This window comes from Mycolicibacterium brisbanense, from assembly GCF_001570425.1.
GTDB classification, from domain to species: domain Bacteria; phylum Actinomycetota; class Actinomycetes; order Mycobacteriales; family Mycobacteriaceae; genus Mycobacterium; species Mycobacterium brisbanense.
Genome location: NZ_BCSX01000021.1, coordinates 72,797 through 90,565, shown reverse-complemented (window position 1 = coordinate 90,565; position 17,769 = coordinate 72,797). Strand labels below are relative to the sequence as shown.

The window sequence follows — 17,769 nt, the reverse complement described above, 5'->3', positions numbered from 1 at the left end:
ACTCAGGTGCAGTCCACTGCTGCCGCCGTCAGGCACCATCACCACCCAGTGCCCCGACGTCGGCCACCACTCGAACCGGAGGTCGTGAACGCACGCTGCCGTGCGCCGATCGAAGGCGTCGCAGCAGGGTTGATACGTCCGGGGAACGCGGCGCACACCGTCCAGGCACTCGGTGCCGTCCGCATGGAGCCTCGGCGACTCAGCCAAGAGCAACCCGGAGCGCCCGGACGACGTCGTCGACAGGGCCGGTCGCCGAATACCCTGCCGCATGGGGATGCCCGCCGCCGCCGAACGAGCTGGCGATCTCGGCCAGGTTGACCGACTTGGCCCGCATCGATACCGACCAGTGCTGCGGCTCGATCTCCTTGAACACCGCGGCGACCTCGGCCTGCTGCGTGGTGCGCACGATGTCGACGATGCTCTCGACCTCCTCCGGCCGCGCGCCGGACCACTCGGAGTGGGAGACGACGACATACACGAGGCCGCGACCGTCGACGGCGTCCGGGCAGAGCTCCGCCGAGGACAGCACCCGCGACAGCATCGGCAACCAGGCGAACGGATGGGTGTCGAGCAGGCTGCGGCTGATCGACGCGTTGTCGACACCCAGTTCGACGAGCCGGGCCGCCAGCCGATGCGCGCGCGCCGTGGCCCAGCGGAACGATCCGGTGTCGGTGGTCAGGCCCGCGTACAGGCAATGGGCGACCTGCCGGTCGATCGGCTTGCCCCATGCATCGAGGATCTCGGCGACCAGCATGGTCGTCGAGTCCGCAGTCGGATCGACGTAGTTGGCGGTGCCGAACAGCCGGTTGGAGGCGTGATGGTCGATGACCAGCACCTCTCGGCCGTCCTCGGCGAGACCGCTCAACGCGCCGAGCCGGTTGACGCTCGGGATATCCACGGTGACAACCAGATCGGCGTCCTCACGGATACCTTCCGGGGCCACCAGCAGGTGGCCCCCGGGCAGCGTCTGCAGGGACTCGGGCAGCGTGTCCGGTGCCGCGAACGCGACCTGGACGTGTTTACCGGCCGCATCGAGAACCTGGGCCAGGGCCAGGCCTGCACCGATGGTGTCCGCGTCGGGATAGACGTGGCACACCACGCTGACACTCGATGCGACCGACAACAACTCGACAGCCCCGTGCGCGTCGACGCGCACACCGGGAGCAGCGATGTCAGTCGCCATATGTCCGGTCTTGGAATCCGTTACTGTCACCGGCGTCCTCTGTGTCTGCCCCGTCAGCAGGCCCGTTCACGTCCTCCGCCCCGCTCACACGGTACGGGTCAGCATCTCCGGCATGCTTGGCGCCCTGCCGAACTCTTGCCAAATCCTCATCAGCGGCCCGCGCGGCGGCCAGAAGCTCCTCCATGCGGTGGGCCGCGTCGGGCACGGTGTCGCGGACGAACGCCAGGGTCGGGGTGAACCGCACCCCGGTCCCGGCGCCCACCTTGGTGCGCAACACACCCTTGGCCTTCTCCAACGCGGCCGCCGCGCCGGCGTAATCCGGCGCGTCGTCCAGCGTTTGACCCATCACCGTGTAGTACAGCGTGGCGTCGTGCAGATCGCCCGACACCTTCGCATCGGTGATGGTCACCCCCGCCAGTCGCGGATCCTTGATCTCGTACTCGATGGCCGAGGCGACGATCGTGGAGATCCGCTTGGCGAGTCTCTTCGCGCGTGCAGGATCAGCCATCTCTTACGTACGCGCCTTCTCGACCAGCTCGTACGTCTCGATGACGTCGCCTTCCTTGATGTCGGAGTAGGTCAGCGTCAAACCGCACTCGTAGCCCTCGCGCACCTCGGTGGCGTCGTCCTTCTCACGCTTGAGCGACGAAACCGTGAGATTGTCGGCGACCACGACATTGTCGCGGAGCAACCGGGCCTTGGCGTTGCGGCGCATGATCCCGGATTGCACGAGGCAACCTGCGATGTTGCCGACCCGCGACGACCGGAAGATCGCCCGGATCTCGGCGCGACCGAGTTCCTTCTCCTCGTAGACCGGCTTGAGCATGCCCTTGAGCGCGCTCTCGATGTCGTCGATGGCCTGGTAGATCACCGAGTAGTAGCGGATCTCCACACCCTCGCGGTTGGCGAGTTCGGTCGCCTTGCCCTCTGCGCGGACGTTGAACCCGATGATGATCGCGTCCGAAGCCGACGCCAGGTTGACGTTGGTCTCGGTGACACCACCGACACCGCGGTCGATGACCCGCAGCTCCACCTCGTCGTCGATCTGGATGCCCATCAGGGCCTCCTCGAGGGCCTCGACGGTACCCGAGTTGTCGCCCTTGAGGATCAGGTTCAGCTGGCTGGTTTCCTTCAGCGCCGAATCGAGATCTTCGAGGCTGATGCGCTTGCGCGAGCGTGCGGCCAGCGCGTTGCGCTTGCGCGCGTTGCGCCGATCGGCGATCTGGCGAGCAATGCGGTCCTCGTCGACGACGAGCAGGTTGTCACCTGCGCCGGGCACCGACGTGAAGCCGACCACCTGCACCGGCCGGGACGGCAGTGCCTCTTCGATGTCGTCGCCGTGCTCGTCGACCATCCGGCGCACGCGGCCGTAGGCGTCGCCCGCGACGATCGAGTCGCCGACCCGCAGCGTTCCGCGCTGGATGAGCACGGTGGCCACGGGACCACGGCCACGGTCCAGATGCGCCTCGATGGCCACACCCTGGGCCTCCATGTCGGGGTTGGCCCGCAGGTCCAGCGCAGCGTCTGCGGTCAGCAGCACCGCTTCGAGCAGCTGGTCGATGTTGGTGCCCTGACGTGCCGAGATGTCGACGAACATGGTGTCGCCGCCGTAATCCTCAGCCACCAGGTTGTACTCGGTGAGCTGGGCCCGGATCTTCTGCGGGTCAGCGCCTTCCTTGTCGATCTTGTTGACCGCGACCACGATCGGCACATCGGCGGCCTGCGCGTGGTTGATGGCCTCCACCGTCTGCGGCATGACACCGTCGTCGGCGGCGACCACCAGGATCGCGATGTCGGTGGCCTTCGCACCACGGGCACGCATGGCGGTGAACGCCTCGTGACCCGGGGTGTCGATGAAGGTGATCAACCGCTCGGAGCCATCGTGTTCGACGCCCACCTGGTAGGCACCGATGTGCTGGGTGATGCCACCGGCCTCGCCCTCGCGGACGTTGGCCTTACGGATGGTGTCGAGCAGTCGGGTCTTGCCGTGGTCGACGTGACCCATGACGGTGACGACGGGCGGACGGACCTGCAGGTCCTCTTCGCCGCCTTCGTCCTCGCCGTAGGTGAGGTCGAACGACTCGAGCAGTTCGCGGTCCTCGTCCTCCGGGGACACGACCTGCACGACGTAGTTCATCTCGCTGCCGAGCAGCTCGAGGGTCTCGTCGCCGACCGACTGGGTCGCGGTGACCATCTCACCGAGGTTGAACAGCGCCTGCACCAGCGATGCCGGGTTGGCGTTGATCTTGTCGGCGAAGTCGCTCAGCGACGCGCCGCGGGCCAACCGGATGGTCTCGCCGTTGCCGTGCGGCAACCGCACGCCACCGACGACCGGCGCCTGCATCGAGTCGTATTCCTGGCGCTTCTGCCGCTTGCTCTTGCGACCACGCTTGGGCGCGCCGCCCGGGCGACCGAAGGCACCCGCGGCACCGCCGCGCTGGCCCGGACGGCCACCGCCGCCACCGCCACCGCCGGGACGGCCCCGGAAGCCTCCGGCAGCTGCACCGCCGCCACCGGCGCCACCACCGGCGCCGCCGCCGCGGTAGTTACCGCCGCCACCACCGGGACGACCGCCCTGACCTGCGCCGGGACGGGGACCGCCGCCGGGACGCGGCCCGGGACGAGGTCCGCCACGGCCGGGCGCGCCTGCCGCGGGACGCGGAGGCATGTTGCCCGGCGTGGGCCGGGGGCCACCACCGGGACGCGGGGCGCCCGGGCGGGGCTGCGGCCGCGGGATGGGCCGCTCCACCGGCTGCTGCGACGAGAACGGGTTGTTGCCGACGCGCGGTGTGCGCGGAGCGGGCTTGGGTGCGTTGGACGGTCCGGGACGCGGGCCGGGCGTGGCTCCAGGAGTGGGACGCGGGGCCGGTGTAGGCGCCGGAGCGCTGGGCGCAGCCGCTGCGGGCTGACTTGGCGCGGCCGGCGGCTGGGGGGCTGCAGGCTTGGGTGCCGAGGGCCGGGCGGGAGCTGCAGGGGTCGGGGCCGCTGCCGCGGGAGCGGCCGGAGCCGCCGGAGCCGGCGCCGCTGCCGCAGGACGCGCGGGGGTCGGGCGAGCCGCCGTCGCCGGCGAGGGAGCCGGTGCGCCGGGGGTGGCTGCCGGACGGGCCGGGCCGGGGGTGGGTGCGCCGTTGCCCTGGCCACGAGGCCTGTCACCGGGCTTGGCGCTGGTACGCGCCTCAGGCTTGGACTCGGTCTTCGAACCGAACGATTCGCGCAGCCGACGCGCAACCGGCGCCTCCACTGTGGAGGACGCCGACTTGACGAACTCTCCCTGCTCTTTGAGCTTGGCTAAGAGTTCCTTACTTGTGACACCGAGTTCCTTCGCCAACTCGTGTACACGGGCCTTACCTGCCACTACTTCTCCTCATCTAGAGGCGACAGCGGTGGTAGGCGCCGCGCCTCGGGTTAGCTATGACGCATGGTCATCGGGACTTCACGGTGTGCTCATGTTCTTCGCTACCTGTTCTTCTGAGCGGGCGGTCGAGGCTGACAACTCTTCGACAAACTCGACCACCGCGGAGGTGTCCGGTGAACCGGCGATGCGCAACGCTCGTACGAATGCCCGCCGCTGGATTGCCACCTGTACGCACTGTCGGTCGGGATGCAACCAAGCACCACGCCCGGGCAGGCTGGCCGTTGTGTCAACGGTAATGGCACACTGCCCATTCCCGTCGGTCACCGCGACTACACGAAACAATTCGTTGGCCAACTCTCGTTTCCGGCACCCGATGCATGTCCGCACCGGTCCGACAGAACTGCCGGGGATGCGTTGACGCGTGGAGGCCGGAGACTCGCGCTGGATCACGGCTGAGTCTACCGCCCCGCGGGCTGTGCTCCGAACCGACTGCCGGTCCTAGCGCTCGGGCACCGCGCGGGGCGCAGGGTCGGAGTCAGGTTGCGGGGCGGCGTCGCTGCGGATGTCGATGCGCCATCCCGTCAATCGGGCCGCCAGCCTCGCATTTTGCCCTTCCTTGCCGATGGCCAGAGACAGCTGGAAATCTGGCACGACGACCCGCGCGGCGCGGGCTGCTTCGTCGATGACCGACACCGACACGACCTTGGCCGGTGAGAGGGCGTTGGCGACGAATCGCGCGGGGTCGTCGTCGAAGTCGATGATGTCGATCTTCTCGCCGGACAGCTCGCTCATGACGTTGCGGACACGCTGGCCCATCGGCCCGATGCAGGCGCCCTTGGCATTGAGGCCCGGCACCCGCGACGTGACAGCGATCTTGGACCGATGGCCGGCCTCCCGGGCGACGGCGACGATCTCCACCGACCCGTCGGCGATCTCGGGCACCTCGAGCGAGAACAGCTTGCGGACCAGGTTCGGATGGGTCCGCGACAGTGTGATCAGCGGTTCCCGGGCGCCGCGGGTGACGCCGACGACGTAGCAGCGGAGTCGGTCGCCGTGTTCGTAGCGCTCCCCCGGCACCTGCTCGGCCGCGGGGATCACGCCTTCGGAGCCCTTGGTCTCGCTGCCGATCCGCACCACCACCAGCCCGCGGGCGTTGGCCCGTGCGTCGCGCTGGATGACGCCTGCCACGATGTCGCCCTCGTGGGCCGAGAATTCGCCGTAGGTCTTCTCGTTCTCCGCGTCGCGCAGCCGCTGCAGGATCACCTGACGCGCGGTGGTGGCCGCAATCCGGCCGAACCCCTCGGGCGTGTCGTCCCACTCGTGGATGACATTGCCGTCCGCGTCGGTCTGGCGGGCCATGACCTTGACCGCACCGGTTTTGCGGTCGATGTCGATGTAGGCGTCGGGCTCGTGACCGTCGGTGTGCCGGTAGGCGGTCAGCAGGGCCGATTTGATGGTCTCCACGACCACGTCGACCGTGATGCCCTTGTCGGCTTCGATGGCATGCAGTGCCGCCATGTCTATGTTCATGCTCAGGCCCCCTTCCCCGTTTCTCCGGCCAACTCCAACTCGCGCGGGCTTGGCGGTGAAAACTCCACTTGGACAACCGCTTTGACAACGTCGGCCAGCTCGATGCGGCGCACGGCGAAATCTCGTCCGTCCCTGACGACGATCTCGACCGACTCGGTATCGCTCTGCCCGACCCGGCCGGTCAGCTCAGTGCCGTCGGCCAGCGTCAATTCCACCTTGCGACCGCGGGCCCGACGGAAGTGTTTGTGCTCGGTCAGCGGCCGGTCCACGCCGGGCGACGTGACCTCAAGCACATACGGCGTGTCGCCGGTCCGGTCGAACTGATCCAGCAACTCCGAGGCCGTCTTGGACAGCTGGGCGACAGAATCGAGGTCGAGGCCATCGTCGCCGTCGGCCACGATCGTGATGCGGGGCGGGCGCGCGGCAGCATCGACGACGACCTGGTCGATCTCGTATCCGGCGCGCGCGAATTCGCCGTCCAGTAGCTCGATCACCTGCTTCTGCGACGGCAAATCCGCAGACCGCAACTTCGGATCCGGTGCCACGGCGAGCTCCTCATCTTGAGTTGTCCGGACACGATCCCGGGACGAAGCCCTGGCAGGCCCCCCGGAATCGACTTTCCACGATACGCCAGGGCCACGGCGGCAACGGGCGAACCAAGGTCGGTGCACAGCGAATGTCCCGTCCGGAACCACACGCCTCGGCGCTGTGCTGCGGCCACGCGAGGCAATGGCAGGATGTTGCTCGTGCCGAGCGCCCTACCGAAAATCAGCCGGCGGCGGGCCTTGGTCTCGGCCGCCGCCGTGGCCGTGCTGGGCGTCACCGCCGCCGGCTGTGCAGATCCTCCGCCATCGCCCGACCTTGCGGATCTGGCCGCTCAACTGGACCGGGCTCGCTCCGACAGCAAGCTGGCCTCCGACGCCGCGGCTGCCCAACCACCGCAGTCCGCACAGGCCCGGGCGTTGACGACCGTGGCATCCGAACGCTCGAAGCATGCCCAGGCGCTGACCGACGAACTGGTCAGGATGGCCGGGACGAAGGCACCGACCGCGCAGCCGTCGGCATCGTCCACCACGACGCCCACCTCGGGCGCTCCGGCACCCGCGCCGACGGTCGCCGATGTGATCGGTGCGCTCAAGCAGTCCGGGCAGGAGGCCACGACGCTGGCCGCGCGGCTCTCCGGGTACCGGGCAGGGCTGGTCGGGTCCATCGCCGCGGCATGCGTGGCCGCCTACACCGTCGCGCTGGGTGGTGCGCAATGACGACGACCGAACCGCCGCCTTCCGGGCCTGCGCGCCCGTCCGATCCGGCCGACCGTGCCCTTTTCGACGCCGTGGCCTCCGAGCACGGCATCATCTACGGCTACGGCCTGGTCTCCGCGCACTCCACACCCGACGACAACGCGCTGGTGGCGGCCGCCATGGCCGAGCATCGGGACCGTCGCGAAGCCGCGATCGCCATGCTGGGGGCCAGGAAGGTGCCTCCCCCACTGCCTGCGGCCGGATATCAGGTGCCGATACCAGTCGCCAACCCCGCCGACGCGGCGAACCTCGCCGTCCGCATGGAACAGGACGCCGCGGTGGCCTGGCGCGCGGTGCTCGAGCAGGCCACCACCAACGATGACCGCGCCTTCGCGGTGACCGCACTGACGCAGTCGGCAGTGACCGCGGCGAAATGGCGCGCCCAGCTCAATGCCTGGCCGGTGACCGTCGCCTTCCCGGGCGGCACCGAATAACCGCCGAGCAGACGCGAAATCGCCCAATTTCGCGGGAAAAAGGGCGATTTCGCGTCTGCTCGCGAGAGGAACGTCAGCCGGCCAGCGCTGCGGAGATCTCCGTGACGGCGTCGTCCACGGCGATTTCGCGATTCTCGCCCGTCAATCGGTTACGCAGTTCCACGGTGCCGTCGGCCCAGCCGCGGCCGACCACGACGATCCACGGCATGCCGAGCAACTCGGCGTCCTTGAACTTGACCCCGGGCGATGCCTTGCGGTCGTCGAAGAGCACCTCGTGGCCGAGCCGGTCCAGGCCCGCGACCAGCTCCGTGGCACCCGCTCGGGCCGCGTCGTCCTTGTTGGCCACCACGACGTGCACGTCGAACGGGGCCACCGACGCGGGCCAGCGCAGCCCCAGCTCGTCGTGTTGTTGTTCGGCGATGACGGCGACCATCCGGGACACGCCGATGCCGTAGGAGCCCATGGTCAACCGGACCGGCTTGCCGTCCTCGCCGAGCACGTCGGCGGTGAAGGCGTCGGCGTACTTGCGGCCCAACTGGAAGATGTGCCCGATCTCGATGCCCCGCGCCGACGTCAGCACGCCTGCGCCGTCGGGCGACGGGTCGCCATCGCGGACCTCGGCGGCTTCGATGGTGCCGTCCGGGGTGAAGTCGCGGCCGACGACCATGCCGACGACGTGCTTGTTGGGCGCGTCGGCACCGGTGATCCAGGCCGTGCCCTCCACGATCCTGGGGTCGACGAGGTAGCGAACCCCATTCTCCAGCAAGGCTTTCGGGCCGACGTATCCCTTCACCAGGAACGGGTTCTTGGCGAAGTCGGCCTCTTCGAGCAGCGCGAACTCGGCCGGCTCGAGCGCGGCTCCCAGACGCTTCTCGTCGATGTCGCGGTCACCGGGCACGCCTACCGCGAGCAATTCCCAGTCACCGCCGGGCTCGCGGGTCTTGAGCAAAAGGTTCTTCAAGGTGTCGGCCGCGGTCACCTCTCGGCCCGAGAACTGTTCCAGGCCAGCCGAATTGGCCCAGTCGACCAGGGTCGCGATGGTCGGCGTGTCGGGGGTGTCGTACACCACGGCCGGGGGTTGTCCCTCGATCGGCAGCGGTGCGGGAGCCCGGGTCACGACGGCTTCGACGTTCGCGGCGTATCCGGATTCCAGGCAGCGCACGAAGGTGTCCTCGCCGACTTCGCTTTCGGCCAGGAACTCCTCGGAGGCGCTGCCGCCCATCGCGCCCGACATCGCCGACACGATCACGTAGCGCACGCCCAGCCGCTCGAAGATCTTCTGGTAGGCCTCGCGGTGGGCGTGGTAGGCGTTCTTGAGCCCGTCGTCGTCCACGTCGAACGAATACGAGTCCTTCATCACGAACTCACGGCCGCGCAGAATGCCCGCGCGCGGTCGGGCCTCGTCGCGGTACTTGGTCTGGATTTGGTACAGCAGGACGGGGAAGTCCTTGTATGAGGAGTACTCCCCCTTGACCGTCAGCGTGAAGATCTCCTCGTGGGTGGGCCCGAGCAGATAGTCGTTGCCCCGCCGGTCCTGCAGCCGGAACAGGGTGTCGCCGTACTCCGTCCACCGGTTGGTGGTTTCGTACGGGCTCCGCGGCAGCAGGGCGGGCAAGAGGATCTCCTGGCCACCGATGGCGTTCATCTCTTCGCGGACGATCTTCTCGATCCGGCGCAGAACCCGAAGTCCCAGCGGCAGCCAGCTGTAGATGCCGGGGCCGACCGGGCGTACGTATCCGGCCCGGATCAGCAGCTTGTGGCTGGGCACCTCGGCATCGGCGGGGTCGTCGCGCAGGGTGCGCAGAAACAGCTCTGACATACGGGTGATCACAGCCGACAACCTTAAAGCGTGGTGCTCAGTCCCTACCCTGCCAGGTACAGATGCACGCCTCGTTGCCCTCGGCGTCGGCCAGTACCCAGAAGCGCGGCGCCTGACGGTCGCTGAGCAGCGTGCCGCCCGCGGCCAGTGCCGCATCGACCCGGGCCTGCGCCACGTCATGCGGGACATCGATGTCGAGGTGGATCCGATTGCGTTGGGGCCGCGGCGCATCCATCTGTTGAAACCAGATCGCCGGGCCACGGCCGAACGGGTCGACCAGCCCCGCGTTGAGGTCCGACGAGTCCAGCTCGTCCTCATACCCCGTGACGGCTTTCCAGAAGGGTCGGACCGCAGCGATGTCCAGCGCGTCGATGGCGATCTCCAACGCCTGCACGGCCCCGCCGGTGGTCATCTCGAACCCCCGGGCGGCCAGTGCCTGCGTCACCGCGGCGGCCAGCTCGATGTCGCGCTCGGTGACCCAGCGGGTTTCGGCGCACTGCAGTCGCAGCACAGCCCGGTCGGCGCGGATATCGACGCTGAGATGGTTCGACGCGTCGGAGCCGGCGGCTTCGACCGCGTGGGCCGCGGCGGTCACCGCATCGCCCATCGACGGCGTCAGCACCTCGGTGTAGACCGCCCCGAGAACCAGGCGCCACCCGAATGCTCCGACGGCGTCGGAGATCTGTTGACGGGTCGGCAGGCTCACGGCGTCATTCGACGTCGAGCTCGCCGGCGTCCATGGCGTCCTTGACGTCCTGCGCGTGGGCCACCTGCTCAGCGGTGTACCCGATGAACAGGGCCGCTCCGCCGACCAGGACCGCGACCGCAGCCACCCACAGCAAGCCGTAGGTGTAGCCGGCGTCCAGCGCGGCCAGTTGCGCGTGGTTCATGTTCTTGACGGGACCGGTGGTGCCGCCGAGGTAGAGCGTGCGCGAGGTGATGACGGCCTGGATCACCGACAACACCAGCGGGCCACCCAGGTTCTGCAGCATCAGCGCGATGGCCGACGCCGGACCGATCCGGTCGAAGCCCACTCCGGCGATGGCGGCCAGCGTCAGCGGCACCACGATCATGCCGATGCCGATGCCGCCGATGGTGATCGGAACCACCAGGTTCGGGAAGTACGGGATGCCCGCGTGCAGCGTCGAGCCGTACAGCATCGCCCCCAGCACCAGGATTCCGCCGGCGATGACCAGGACCCGCGGCGAGAAGAACCGCACGGCCTGTGAGGCCACGCCGAGGCCGATGCCCATGCCGACCACGAACGGGATGAACCCGATACCGGCGTGCAGGGCGCTGTAGCCGAGAATGTCCTGCACGTACAGGCCGATCAGCACGGTCAGGGTGAACAGCACGCCGCCGGCCAGGAAGATCGCGGCGAAGGTGGCGATGCGGTTGCGCTCGTGGAACAGGTCGAACGGGACGACGGGGTTCTCCGCGGTGCGTTCGGCGATGAGGAAGGCGAGACCGAAGACCGCCGCGGCCGCACCCGAACCCAGCGTGACGGGTGAGAGCCAGCCGCGCTCAGGGCCCTGGGTGAACGCGAACACCGCCGCGGTGCAGGCCAGGGTGGCCAGCAGCGCACCGGCCGCGTCCAGCTTCATGCGCTCGCGGTTGGTCTCGCGCAGCGCGGTGCGGGCCAGGTAGAGCATCACCAGACCGATCGGCACGTTGACCATGAAGGCCCAACGCCAGGACACCTCGGTGAGCGCCCCGCCGACCACCAGGCCCATCACCGAGCCGATCGCGGTCATCGCGCCGAACACCGCGGTGGCCAGGTTGCGGGCCGGGCCCTTGGGGAACGTGGTGGCGACCAGTGCCAGGCCGGTGGGCGACGCGATGGCCGCGCCGATGCCCTGCAGCAGCCGCGCGGTCACCATGGTGGCCTCGTTCCACGCGCTGCCGCACAGGATGGAGGCGATGGTGAACAGCGCGACGCCGACGATGAAGGTGCGCTTGCGGCCGATGGTGTCGCCGAGGCGTCCGCCGAGCAGCATCAAACCGCCGAAGGTCAGCACATAGGCCGTGATGACCCAGCTGCGGCCGGCGTCGGACAGGCCGAGTTCGTCCTGGATGCGCGGGAGCGCGACGATCGCGACGGTGCTGTCCATGGTGGCGAGCAGCTGCATGCCTGCGATGGCGATGACCGCCGACAGAAAACCCCACGACGGGAACCATGCCGGGAGCCGTGAAGCGATCCCGTCACGCTGGTCACCGTCGTTGCCTGCAGCCTGGTACATCGGCAAAACCCGATCCTCCCCGGCTTCGCGGTTCATTGCTGCGCGCTCTGCGTCATTGAGAGCCGTCATAGCCGGTTACCTTACAGTAATCTTAAGAATCCTTTAACCGGCGAACGCCGCCACGGCCCCGATCACGATGATCGCGGGAGGTCGGATGCCGTCTTCCCGGATCTTCTCCGGCGCGTCACCGAGAGTGGCCCGCAACGTCCGCTGTGCCACCGTACTTCCATGCTGCACCACCAGAACAGGTGTATCCGCAGGTCGACCCCCGTCGAGAAGGGCTTTGGCAAACAACTCGATGCGCTCGACGGCCATCAGCAGCACGATGGTGCCGGTCATCTGCGCCAGCGCATTCCAATTCACTAACGATTCGGGATGCCCCGGCGCAACATGCCCGCTGACCACCACAAATTCGTGCGTGAGGCCCCGATGGGTGACGGGAACACCGGCCAGCGCGGGAACTGCTATGGCACTTGTCACACCCGGCACGACAGTGACCGGAATGCCGGCATCGGCACAGGCGATCACCTCTTCATAGCCCCGCGCGAAGACGAACGGGTCGCCGCCCTTGAGTCGCACCACGAACTTTCCGGCCCGGGCCCGGTCGACGAGAACCTGGTTGATGGCGTCCTGCGCCATCGCGCGCCCGTACGGGATCTTCGCCGCGTCGATCACCTCGACGTGCGGCCCCAGTTCGGCAAGCAGATCCTGTGGCGCCAGCCGGTCGGCGACGACGACGTCGGCGCGGGCCAGCAACCGCCGGCCGCGCACCGTGATCAGTTCGGGATCGCCCGGCCCGCCGCCCACCAGCGCCACGCCGCTCGGTGCCTCGCCGGTTGTCTCGGCGGTAATCACGCCGCGCTGCAGCGCCTCATGAATGGCCGAGCGGATGGCGGCCGAACGACGGTGCTCGCCGCCGGCCAGCACGCCGACCGACAGTCCGTCGTAATCGAAGGTGGCCGGCGTCACCGCCGACCCCTCGCGGGCAATGTCGGCGCGCACACAGAAGATGCGGCGCTGCTGAGCCTCGTCGGAGATGGCGGTGTTGACGGCGTGATCGTCGGTGGCCGCGATGACATACCAGGCGCCGTCGAGATCGCCGGGCTGGTAATCGCGCAGGGCGAGGGTGACGCCGGGGTCCGCCTGCGCCAGGGCCTCGACCGCCGGGGTGGCGGCGCGGGCGATGACGTGCACATCGGCGCCGTTGGCGATCAGCAACGGCAGTCGACGCTGGGCGACGGTGCCGCCGCCGACAACGACGACCTTTCTGCCCGCCAGGCGCAGGCCGACGAGGTAGGCGTTCTCGGTCATTGCAGCTCCTCGCGTGGGCGACGTCATTTCGACTCCTCGCGCCCGCGCTCGCCCGTCACAACTGCTCCTCGCGTCCGCATCACCCGCCGAGCTTAGAGCGTGCCGCCGCAGCCACGAACCGGGTGATGGCCTGCGGGTGAGCGGCTGGGTGGGTGTGCAGGTAGCCCGCATGTACCCCGCCTCGCACCGCACCATCGGTGACGCGACGGCGCTGCGCGTCGGTGAAGGCCCACGCCGGATCCTGCTTGTCGGCGAAAGTGACTGCGGTGCGGTGGAATTCATGTCCGGTGACCCTGGCGCCCGCGGTGTGCAGTGACGAGTCGACCACCGCGACGGCGTCGCGGTAACCGAGGGTCAGTCGTTCGGTGAACCGCGCCGAGCCGGCCAGCACCCCGCACATCGGCGCTCCGTCGAGATCGTCGAGCAGATAGGTCAGGCCCGCGCATTCGGCATGCACCGGTGCACCACGGCGTGCCAGACCGCGGATCTGCTCGCGCACAACGTCGTTGGCGGACAATTCGGCGGTGAACTGCTCGGGGAAACCGCCCGGCAGCACGAGCGCGTCGGTGCCCGGCGGCAACGGATCGGTCAGCGGGTCGAACTCCGCGACCACCGCACCCGCTGCGCGCAGCAGTTCGCCGTGCTCGGTGTAACCGAAGCTGAACGCCTTGCCCGCCGCCAGCGCGACCGTGATCTCGGCCACCGGACTGCCGCCGTCGGCGGACCACGGTTGGGCCGCCACATGGGCGGCCGCGGCCGCCTGCACCGCCGCCAGGTCGACGTGCCGGGCCACGAGAGCCGTCATCGCGGCCACCGCGGCGGCCGCCCGTCGGCCGTGTTCGACCGCGGTGACGAGGCCCAAATGTCTTGACGGAACAGCTAGTTCGTCGTCACGCGGGATCGCCCCGAACACCGCGACGCCGGCGTGCTCGCAGGCCTGCCGCAGCACCTCCTCATGCCGGGGCGAGCCGACCCGGTTGAGGATGACCCCCGCGACGTGCACATCCGGGTCGAACGTCGCAAAGCCGTGCAAGAGGGCCGCGACGCTGTGACTCTGCCCACGCGCGTCGACCACCAGCACCACGGGGGCGCCGAGCAGACCGGCGACCTGTGCCGTGGAGCCCCGTGGCGTGCCGTGCATCCGGTCGTCGATACGCCCGTCGAACAGGCCCATCACGCCCTCGACGACAGCGATGTCAGCGCCGGAGCTGCCGTGCCGGTACAGCGGGCCGATCAACTCGTCGCCGACCAGCACCGGATCGAGGTTGCGTCCCGGCCTGCCCGCCGCCAGTGCGTGGTAGCCGGGGTCGATGAAATCCGGGCCGACCTTGAACGGCGCCACCGTGTTCCCGGCGCGGCGCAGTGCACCGATCAGACCCGTTGCCACCGTGGTCTTCCCGCTGCCCGATGCGGGCGCGGCGATCACCACCGCCGGGGTCGTCGTCGTCGCCGCCGTACTCACCCCAGCACCGCGAGCGTGCGTGTCTGTCGCCCAACACGCCGTGTCATACCGGCATTGCGCGCACGCTCGGCAGCGGCGAGTGTGCGCCGTCCTGCTACCACTCGATGCCCTTCTGGCCCTTGCGGCCGACATCCATCGGGTGCTTGATCTTGGTCATCTCGGTCACCAGGTCGGCGGCGTCGATCAGGTCCTGCGGCGCGTCGCGACCGGTGATGACCACATGCTGCGTACCGGGGCGCGCGGTGAGGGTGGCGACGACGTCGGCGACGTCCACCCAGCCCCATTTCAGCGGGTAGGTGAACTCGTCGAGCACATAGAAGTCGTGCTGCTCGGCGGCGAGCCGGCGGGTGATCTCCGCCCATCCGTCGGCGGCCGCTGCGGCGTGGTCGACGTCAGAACCGTGCTTGCGGGTCCACGACCAGCCCGAGCCCATCTTGTGCCATTCCACCGGCCCACCTGTGCCGTGCTCGTCGTGCAGTCGGCCGAGCTCACGAAACACGGCCTCCTCCCCCACCTTCCACTTCGCGCTCTTGACGAACTGGAACACCGCAACCCGGAAACCCTGATTCCAGGCCCGCAGGGCCATGCCGAACGCGGCGGTGGATTTGCCCTTGCCCGGCCCCGTGTGCACGGCCAGCAGCGGCGCGTTGCGACGGGCTTTGGTGGTCAGCCCGTCGTCGGGAACGGTGAGCGGCTGGCCCTGTGGCATGACTGGTCCTCTCTTTCGCGCTATGCGGCGTCGGCCCGCGCCGTCACCAGCCGGGTCAGACTGTCGGCGCGCAGGTGCTCCAAACGCACAGCCGGGGCACCGAGCTGTTGGGCCAGTTGCTCCGCCAAACCCAGCCGCACAAAAGACGTTTCACAATCGACCACAACGGCCGCGGCTCCTTCGGCGACCAGCAGGCCCGCAGCCGCCCGCGTACGGCCCAGCGGGTCGGGGCCGCCGGTGGCCCGCCCGTCGGTGAGCAGCACGACCAGCGGACGACGCGCCCTATCACGGGCCCGCTCACGCACCACCACATCGCGGGCAGCCAACAAGCCTTGCGCCAGTGGGGTTTTCCCGCCCGTGTCGAACCTTGCCAACCGCCGGCTGGCGATGTGCACCGACGACGTCGGAGGCAGCAGCACCCGCGCGTCCTGCTGACGGAACGTGATCACCGCGACCTTGTCTCGGCGCTGATAGGCATCGCGCAGCAGCGACAGCGTGGCGCCGCCGACCGCCGACATGCGGTCACGCGCAGCCATCGACCCGGATGCGTCGACGACGAAGATCACCAGATTGCCTTCCCGGCCTTCGCGAATCGCGCGCCGGACATCGTCGGGAGCAGGGCGCGGCCGGCCCGCCTGGGCCTGGCGCCCTGCGGTGGCCAGCAGCGTGCCGAACACGTGCAGACCGTGTCCCGCGCCCGGCTCGGCGGTGGCCGCGATGGGCGTGCCGGTGCGGTTGCGTGCCCGCGAACGCCGGCCCGGCGCGCCCTCACCGACACCCGGCACCACCAGCGCCTTGGTACGAAACACCGCCGCGGGTGGTGCGCTGGGGCGGTTAGGCTTCGAATTGCCTTGGGAACTTTGACTTTCCGGCGAGGAGACGGATTCACCGCCACCGCCGGGCGGATCGGGGTCGAACTCGGGATCGTCACCCGCGTTCGGCTCGGCGGCGGCCTCGGCCGCCTGGTCCATGGCCTCGTCCAGGCGCTCGGGATCCAGCCCGGGATCGTCGAACGGATCGCGGCGCCGTCGGTGCGGCAACGCCAGTTCGGCGGCCACCCGGATGTCTTCTTCCTCGACGGTGATTGTTGTCGTTTCGTCCACCCCGACGATGGCGGCCGCACGCCACGCGGCGTGCGCGACCGCGGTACGCGCCACCACCAGATCGGCGCGCATGCCGTCGACGTCGAAGGCTGCACACAGGGCGGCGATACGCCGTAACTCGTTGTCGGGCAACACGACTGATCCGATCGCGGTCCGCGCCTGAGCGATCCGCCGGGCCACCTCGGCATCAGCGTTGGCGTAGCGGTGCACGAAACCCTCGGGGTCGGCCTCGAATGCCATCCTGGCCCGGATCACCTCGACCCGGACATCGACCTCACGTGATGCCGCGACATCGACGGTCAGCCCGAACCGGTCCAGCAGCTGCGGCCGCAGCTCCCCCTCCTCGGGGTTCATGGTGCCGATCAGTACGAAACGGGCCTCGTGCGAGTGCGAGATGCCGTCGCGCTCGACGTGCACCCGACCCATCGCGGCGGCGTCGAGCAGCACGTCGACCAGATGGTCGTGCAGCAGGTTGACCTCGTCGACGTAGAGCACCCCGCCGTGCGCGCGGGCCAGCAGGCCGGGCGAAAACGCATGCTCGCCGTCACGCAGCACCTTCTGCAGATCCAGCGATCCGACCACGCGGTCCTCGGTCGCCCCGATCGGCAGCTCGACCAGCCGAGCATCGTCGTCGACCGCGGACAACACCGCCGCCAACGCCCGCACCGCAGTCGACTTGGCTGTACCTTTCTCGCCGCGGATCAACACGCCGCCGATCTCGGGCCGCACGGCGCACAGCACCAGCGCGAGCCGCAACCGGTCCTGCCCGACGATCGCGCTGAACGGGTAGGCCCAGGTCATTTCGGCTCCTCGCGCAAGCGCTCGTCGGTCATCTCGGCTCCTCGCGCAAGCGCTCGTCGGTCCGCGCTCCGGGGCGCAACATCGGCACATGCGGAATGCCGTCGTCGAGATACTCCTCACCGTCGCGCACGAATCCGTGCCGGGAGTACATGTCCTCCAGGTAGGTCTGGGCGTCGATGTGACACGGGTAGTCGCCGACCTCGGCCAACGCAGCCTGCATCAGCCGGGTGGTATGCCCCTGGCCGCGCGCGTCCCGTTTGGTGCACACGCGGCCGATGCGAAAAGCCTTCTCCCCGCCGGGATGTTCCTCCATGAGCCGCAGCGTGGAGATCACCTCACCGTCGGGGCCTTCGAGCCAGAAGTGCCGGGTCTCGGCCAGCAGATCACGGCCGTCGAGCTCCGGGTACGGGCAGGCCTGCTCGACCACGAACACCTCGATGCGCAGCTTGAGCAACTTGTAAAGCGTTGCGGCGTCGAGATCTTTGGCCCAACTACGACGCGGGGCGACCGTCATATGCCCA

Annotated in this window: 16 protein-coding genes and 1 pseudogene; 2 read left to right on the top strand and 15 right to left on the bottom strand. The window is 69.1% G+C overall.

Annotated features, from left to right (window positions below):
- Positions 1–199: 199 nt before the first annotated feature.
- From RMCB_RS10360 to rimP, 7 genes and pseudogenes are all read right to left on the bottom strand, one after another.
- Entirely contained in the window at positions 200–1,183 is a 984-nt protein-coding gene (locus tag RMCB_RS10360) for a DHH family phosphoesterase (RefSeq protein WP_062828711.1), read from the bottom strand.
- On the bottom strand, positions 1,173–1,691 hold the full coding sequence (gene rbfA / locus RMCB_RS10355) for a 30S ribosome-binding factor RbfA (protein ID WP_029373805.1): 519 nt from the start codon (positions 1,689–1,691) through the stop codon (positions 1,173–1,175). The genes RMCB_RS10360 and rbfA overlap by 11 nt, the downstream gene beginning before the upstream one ends.
- Before the next feature lie 3 nt (positions 1,692–1,694).
- Positions 1,695–4,538: a translation initiation factor IF-2 gene (gene infB, locus RMCB_RS10350; RefSeq protein ID WP_072278445.1), complete on the bottom strand. Its 2,844-nt coding sequence runs from the start codon at positions 4,536–4,538 to the stop codon at positions 1,695–1,697.
- A gap of 78 nt (positions 4,539–4,616) precedes the next feature.
- Positions 4,617–4,763 (bottom strand): hypothetical protein, encoded by a 147-nt coding sequence (locus RMCB_RS36500; protein WP_232005972.1) that lies wholly within the window; start codon positions 4,761–4,763, stop codon positions 4,617–4,619.
- 6 nt (positions 4,764–4,769) lie between these two features.
- Positions 4,770–4,862, bottom strand: a pseudogene (locus RMCB_RS36495) (DUF448 domain-containing protein); the annotation flags it as partial.
- Positions 4,863–5,036: 174 nt separating this feature from the next.
- Entirely contained in the window at positions 5,037–6,068 is a 1,032-nt protein-coding gene (gene nusA, locus RMCB_RS10340) for a transcription termination factor NusA (protein ID WP_062828709.1), read from the bottom strand.
- Between the two features lie 2 nt (positions 6,069–6,070).
- Entirely contained in the window at positions 6,071–6,613 is a 543-nt protein-coding gene (rimP, locus tag RMCB_RS10335) for a ribosome maturation factor RimP (protein WP_036426160.1), read from the bottom strand.
- A gap of 192 nt (positions 6,614–6,805) precedes the next feature.
- On the opposite strand from rimP, the gene RMCB_RS10330 reads away from it, so the two are divergent.
- Entirely contained in the window at positions 6,806–7,330 is a 525-nt protein-coding gene (locus RMCB_RS10330; protein ID WP_109784230.1) for a hypothetical protein, read from the top strand.
- Positions 7,327–7,803, top strand: coding sequence for a ferritin-like domain-containing protein (locus RMCB_RS10325; protein ID WP_062828708.1), 477 nt, complete (start codon positions 7,327–7,329; stop codon positions 7,801–7,803). Before RMCB_RS10330 ends, RMCB_RS10325 begins: the two co-directional genes overlap by 4 nt.
- Positions 7,804–7,876: 73 nt before the next feature.
- Here the strand turns inward: RMCB_RS10325 and RMCB_RS10320 are convergent, their stop codons facing one another.
- The 8 genes from RMCB_RS10320 to RMCB_RS10285 form a co-directional block, all read right to left on the bottom strand.
- Positions 7,877–9,634, bottom strand: coding sequence for a proline--tRNA ligase (locus RMCB_RS10320; RefSeq protein ID WP_029374245.1), 1,758 nt, complete (start codon positions 9,632–9,634; stop codon positions 7,877–7,879).
- 25 nt (positions 9,635–9,659) lie between these two features.
- Positions 9,660–10,322 (bottom strand): VOC family protein, encoded by a 663-nt coding sequence (locus tag RMCB_RS10315; RefSeq protein WP_276063949.1) that lies wholly within the window; start codon positions 10,320–10,322, stop codon positions 9,660–9,662.
- A 10-nt stretch (positions 10,323–10,332) separates the two neighbouring features.
- A complete protein-coding gene (locus tag RMCB_RS10310; RefSeq protein WP_109784249.1) occupies positions 10,333–11,862 on the bottom strand; it encodes an MFS transporter in 1,530 nt (509 codons plus the stop codon).
- A gap of 102 nt (positions 11,863–11,964) precedes the next feature.
- A complete protein-coding gene (cobA, locus tag RMCB_RS10305) occupies positions 11,965–13,173 on the bottom strand; it encodes a uroporphyrinogen-III C-methyltransferase (protein ID WP_062828705.1) in 1,209 nt (402 codons plus the stop codon).
- A gap of 79 nt (positions 13,174–13,252) precedes the next feature.
- Positions 13,253–14,635 carry a cobyrinic acid a,c-diamide synthase CobB gene (locus tag RMCB_RS10300; RefSeq protein ID WP_062828704.1) on the bottom strand — a complete coding sequence of 461 codons (1,383 nt, stop codon included), beginning with the start codon at positions 14,633–14,635 and terminating at the stop codon, positions 13,253–13,255.
- Positions 14,636–14,729: 94 nt separating this feature from the next.
- A complete protein-coding gene (gene cobO / locus RMCB_RS10295) occupies positions 14,730–15,344 on the bottom strand; it encodes a cob(I)yrinic acid a,c-diamide adenosyltransferase (protein ID WP_062828703.1) in 615 nt (204 codons plus the stop codon).
- A 20-nt stretch (positions 15,345–15,364) separates the two neighbouring features.
- The gene (locus tag RMCB_RS10290) at positions 15,365–17,248 is read right to left on the bottom strand and encodes a magnesium chelatase subunit D family protein (RefSeq protein ID WP_062828702.1); all 1,884 of its coding nucleotides are present in this window, start codon (positions 17,246–17,248) and stop codon (positions 15,365–15,367) included.
- Positions 17,249–17,276: 28 nt separating this feature from the next.
- Positions 17,277–17,762, bottom strand: coding sequence for a GNAT family N-acetyltransferase (locus RMCB_RS10285; RefSeq protein ID WP_062828701.1), 486 nt, complete (start codon positions 17,760–17,762; stop codon positions 17,277–17,279).
- Positions 17,763–17,769: the final 7 nt, after the last annotated feature.

Excerpts from the sequence above, each read along its gene's own strand:
- cobA (WP_062828705.1), bottom strand. The coding sequence starts at position 13,173 with ATGACCGAGAACGCCTACCTCGTCGGCCTGCGCCTGGCGGGCAGAAAG.
- RMCB_RS10290 (WP_062828702.1), bottom strand. The coding sequence starts at position 17,248 with ATGACCTGGGCCTACCCGTTCAGCGCGATCGTCGGGCAGGACCGGTTG.
- RMCB_RS10330 (WP_109784230.1), top strand. The coding sequence starts at position 6,806 with ATGTTGCTCGTGCCGAGCGCCCTACCGAAAATCAGCCGGCGGCGGGCC.
- RMCB_RS10325 (WP_062828708.1), top strand. The coding sequence starts at position 7,327 with ATGACGACGACCGAACCGCCGCCTTCCGGGCCTGCGCGCCCGTCCGAT.
- nusA (WP_062828709.1), bottom strand. The coding sequence starts at position 6,068 with ATGAACATAGACATGGCGGCACTGCATGCCATCGAAGCCGACAAGGGC.
- rbfA (WP_029373805.1), bottom strand. The coding sequence starts at position 1,691 with ATGGCTGATCCTGCACGCGCGAAGAGACTCGCCAAGCGGATCTCCACG.
- RMCB_RS10360 (WP_062828711.1), bottom strand. The coding sequence starts at position 1,183 with ATGGCGACTGACATCGCTGCTCCCGGTGTGCGCGTCGACGCGCACGGG.
- RMCB_RS10285 (WP_062828701.1), bottom strand. The coding sequence starts at position 17,762 with ATGACGGTCGCCCCGCGTCGTAGTTGGGCCAAAGATCTCGACGCCGCA.
- RMCB_RS10310 (WP_109784249.1), bottom strand. The coding sequence starts at position 11,862 with ATGTACCAGGCTGCAGGCAACGACGGTGACCAGCGTGACGGGATCGCT.
- cobO (WP_062828703.1), bottom strand. The coding sequence starts at position 15,344 with ATGCCACAGGGCCAGCCGCTCACCGTTCCCGACGACGGGCTGACCACC.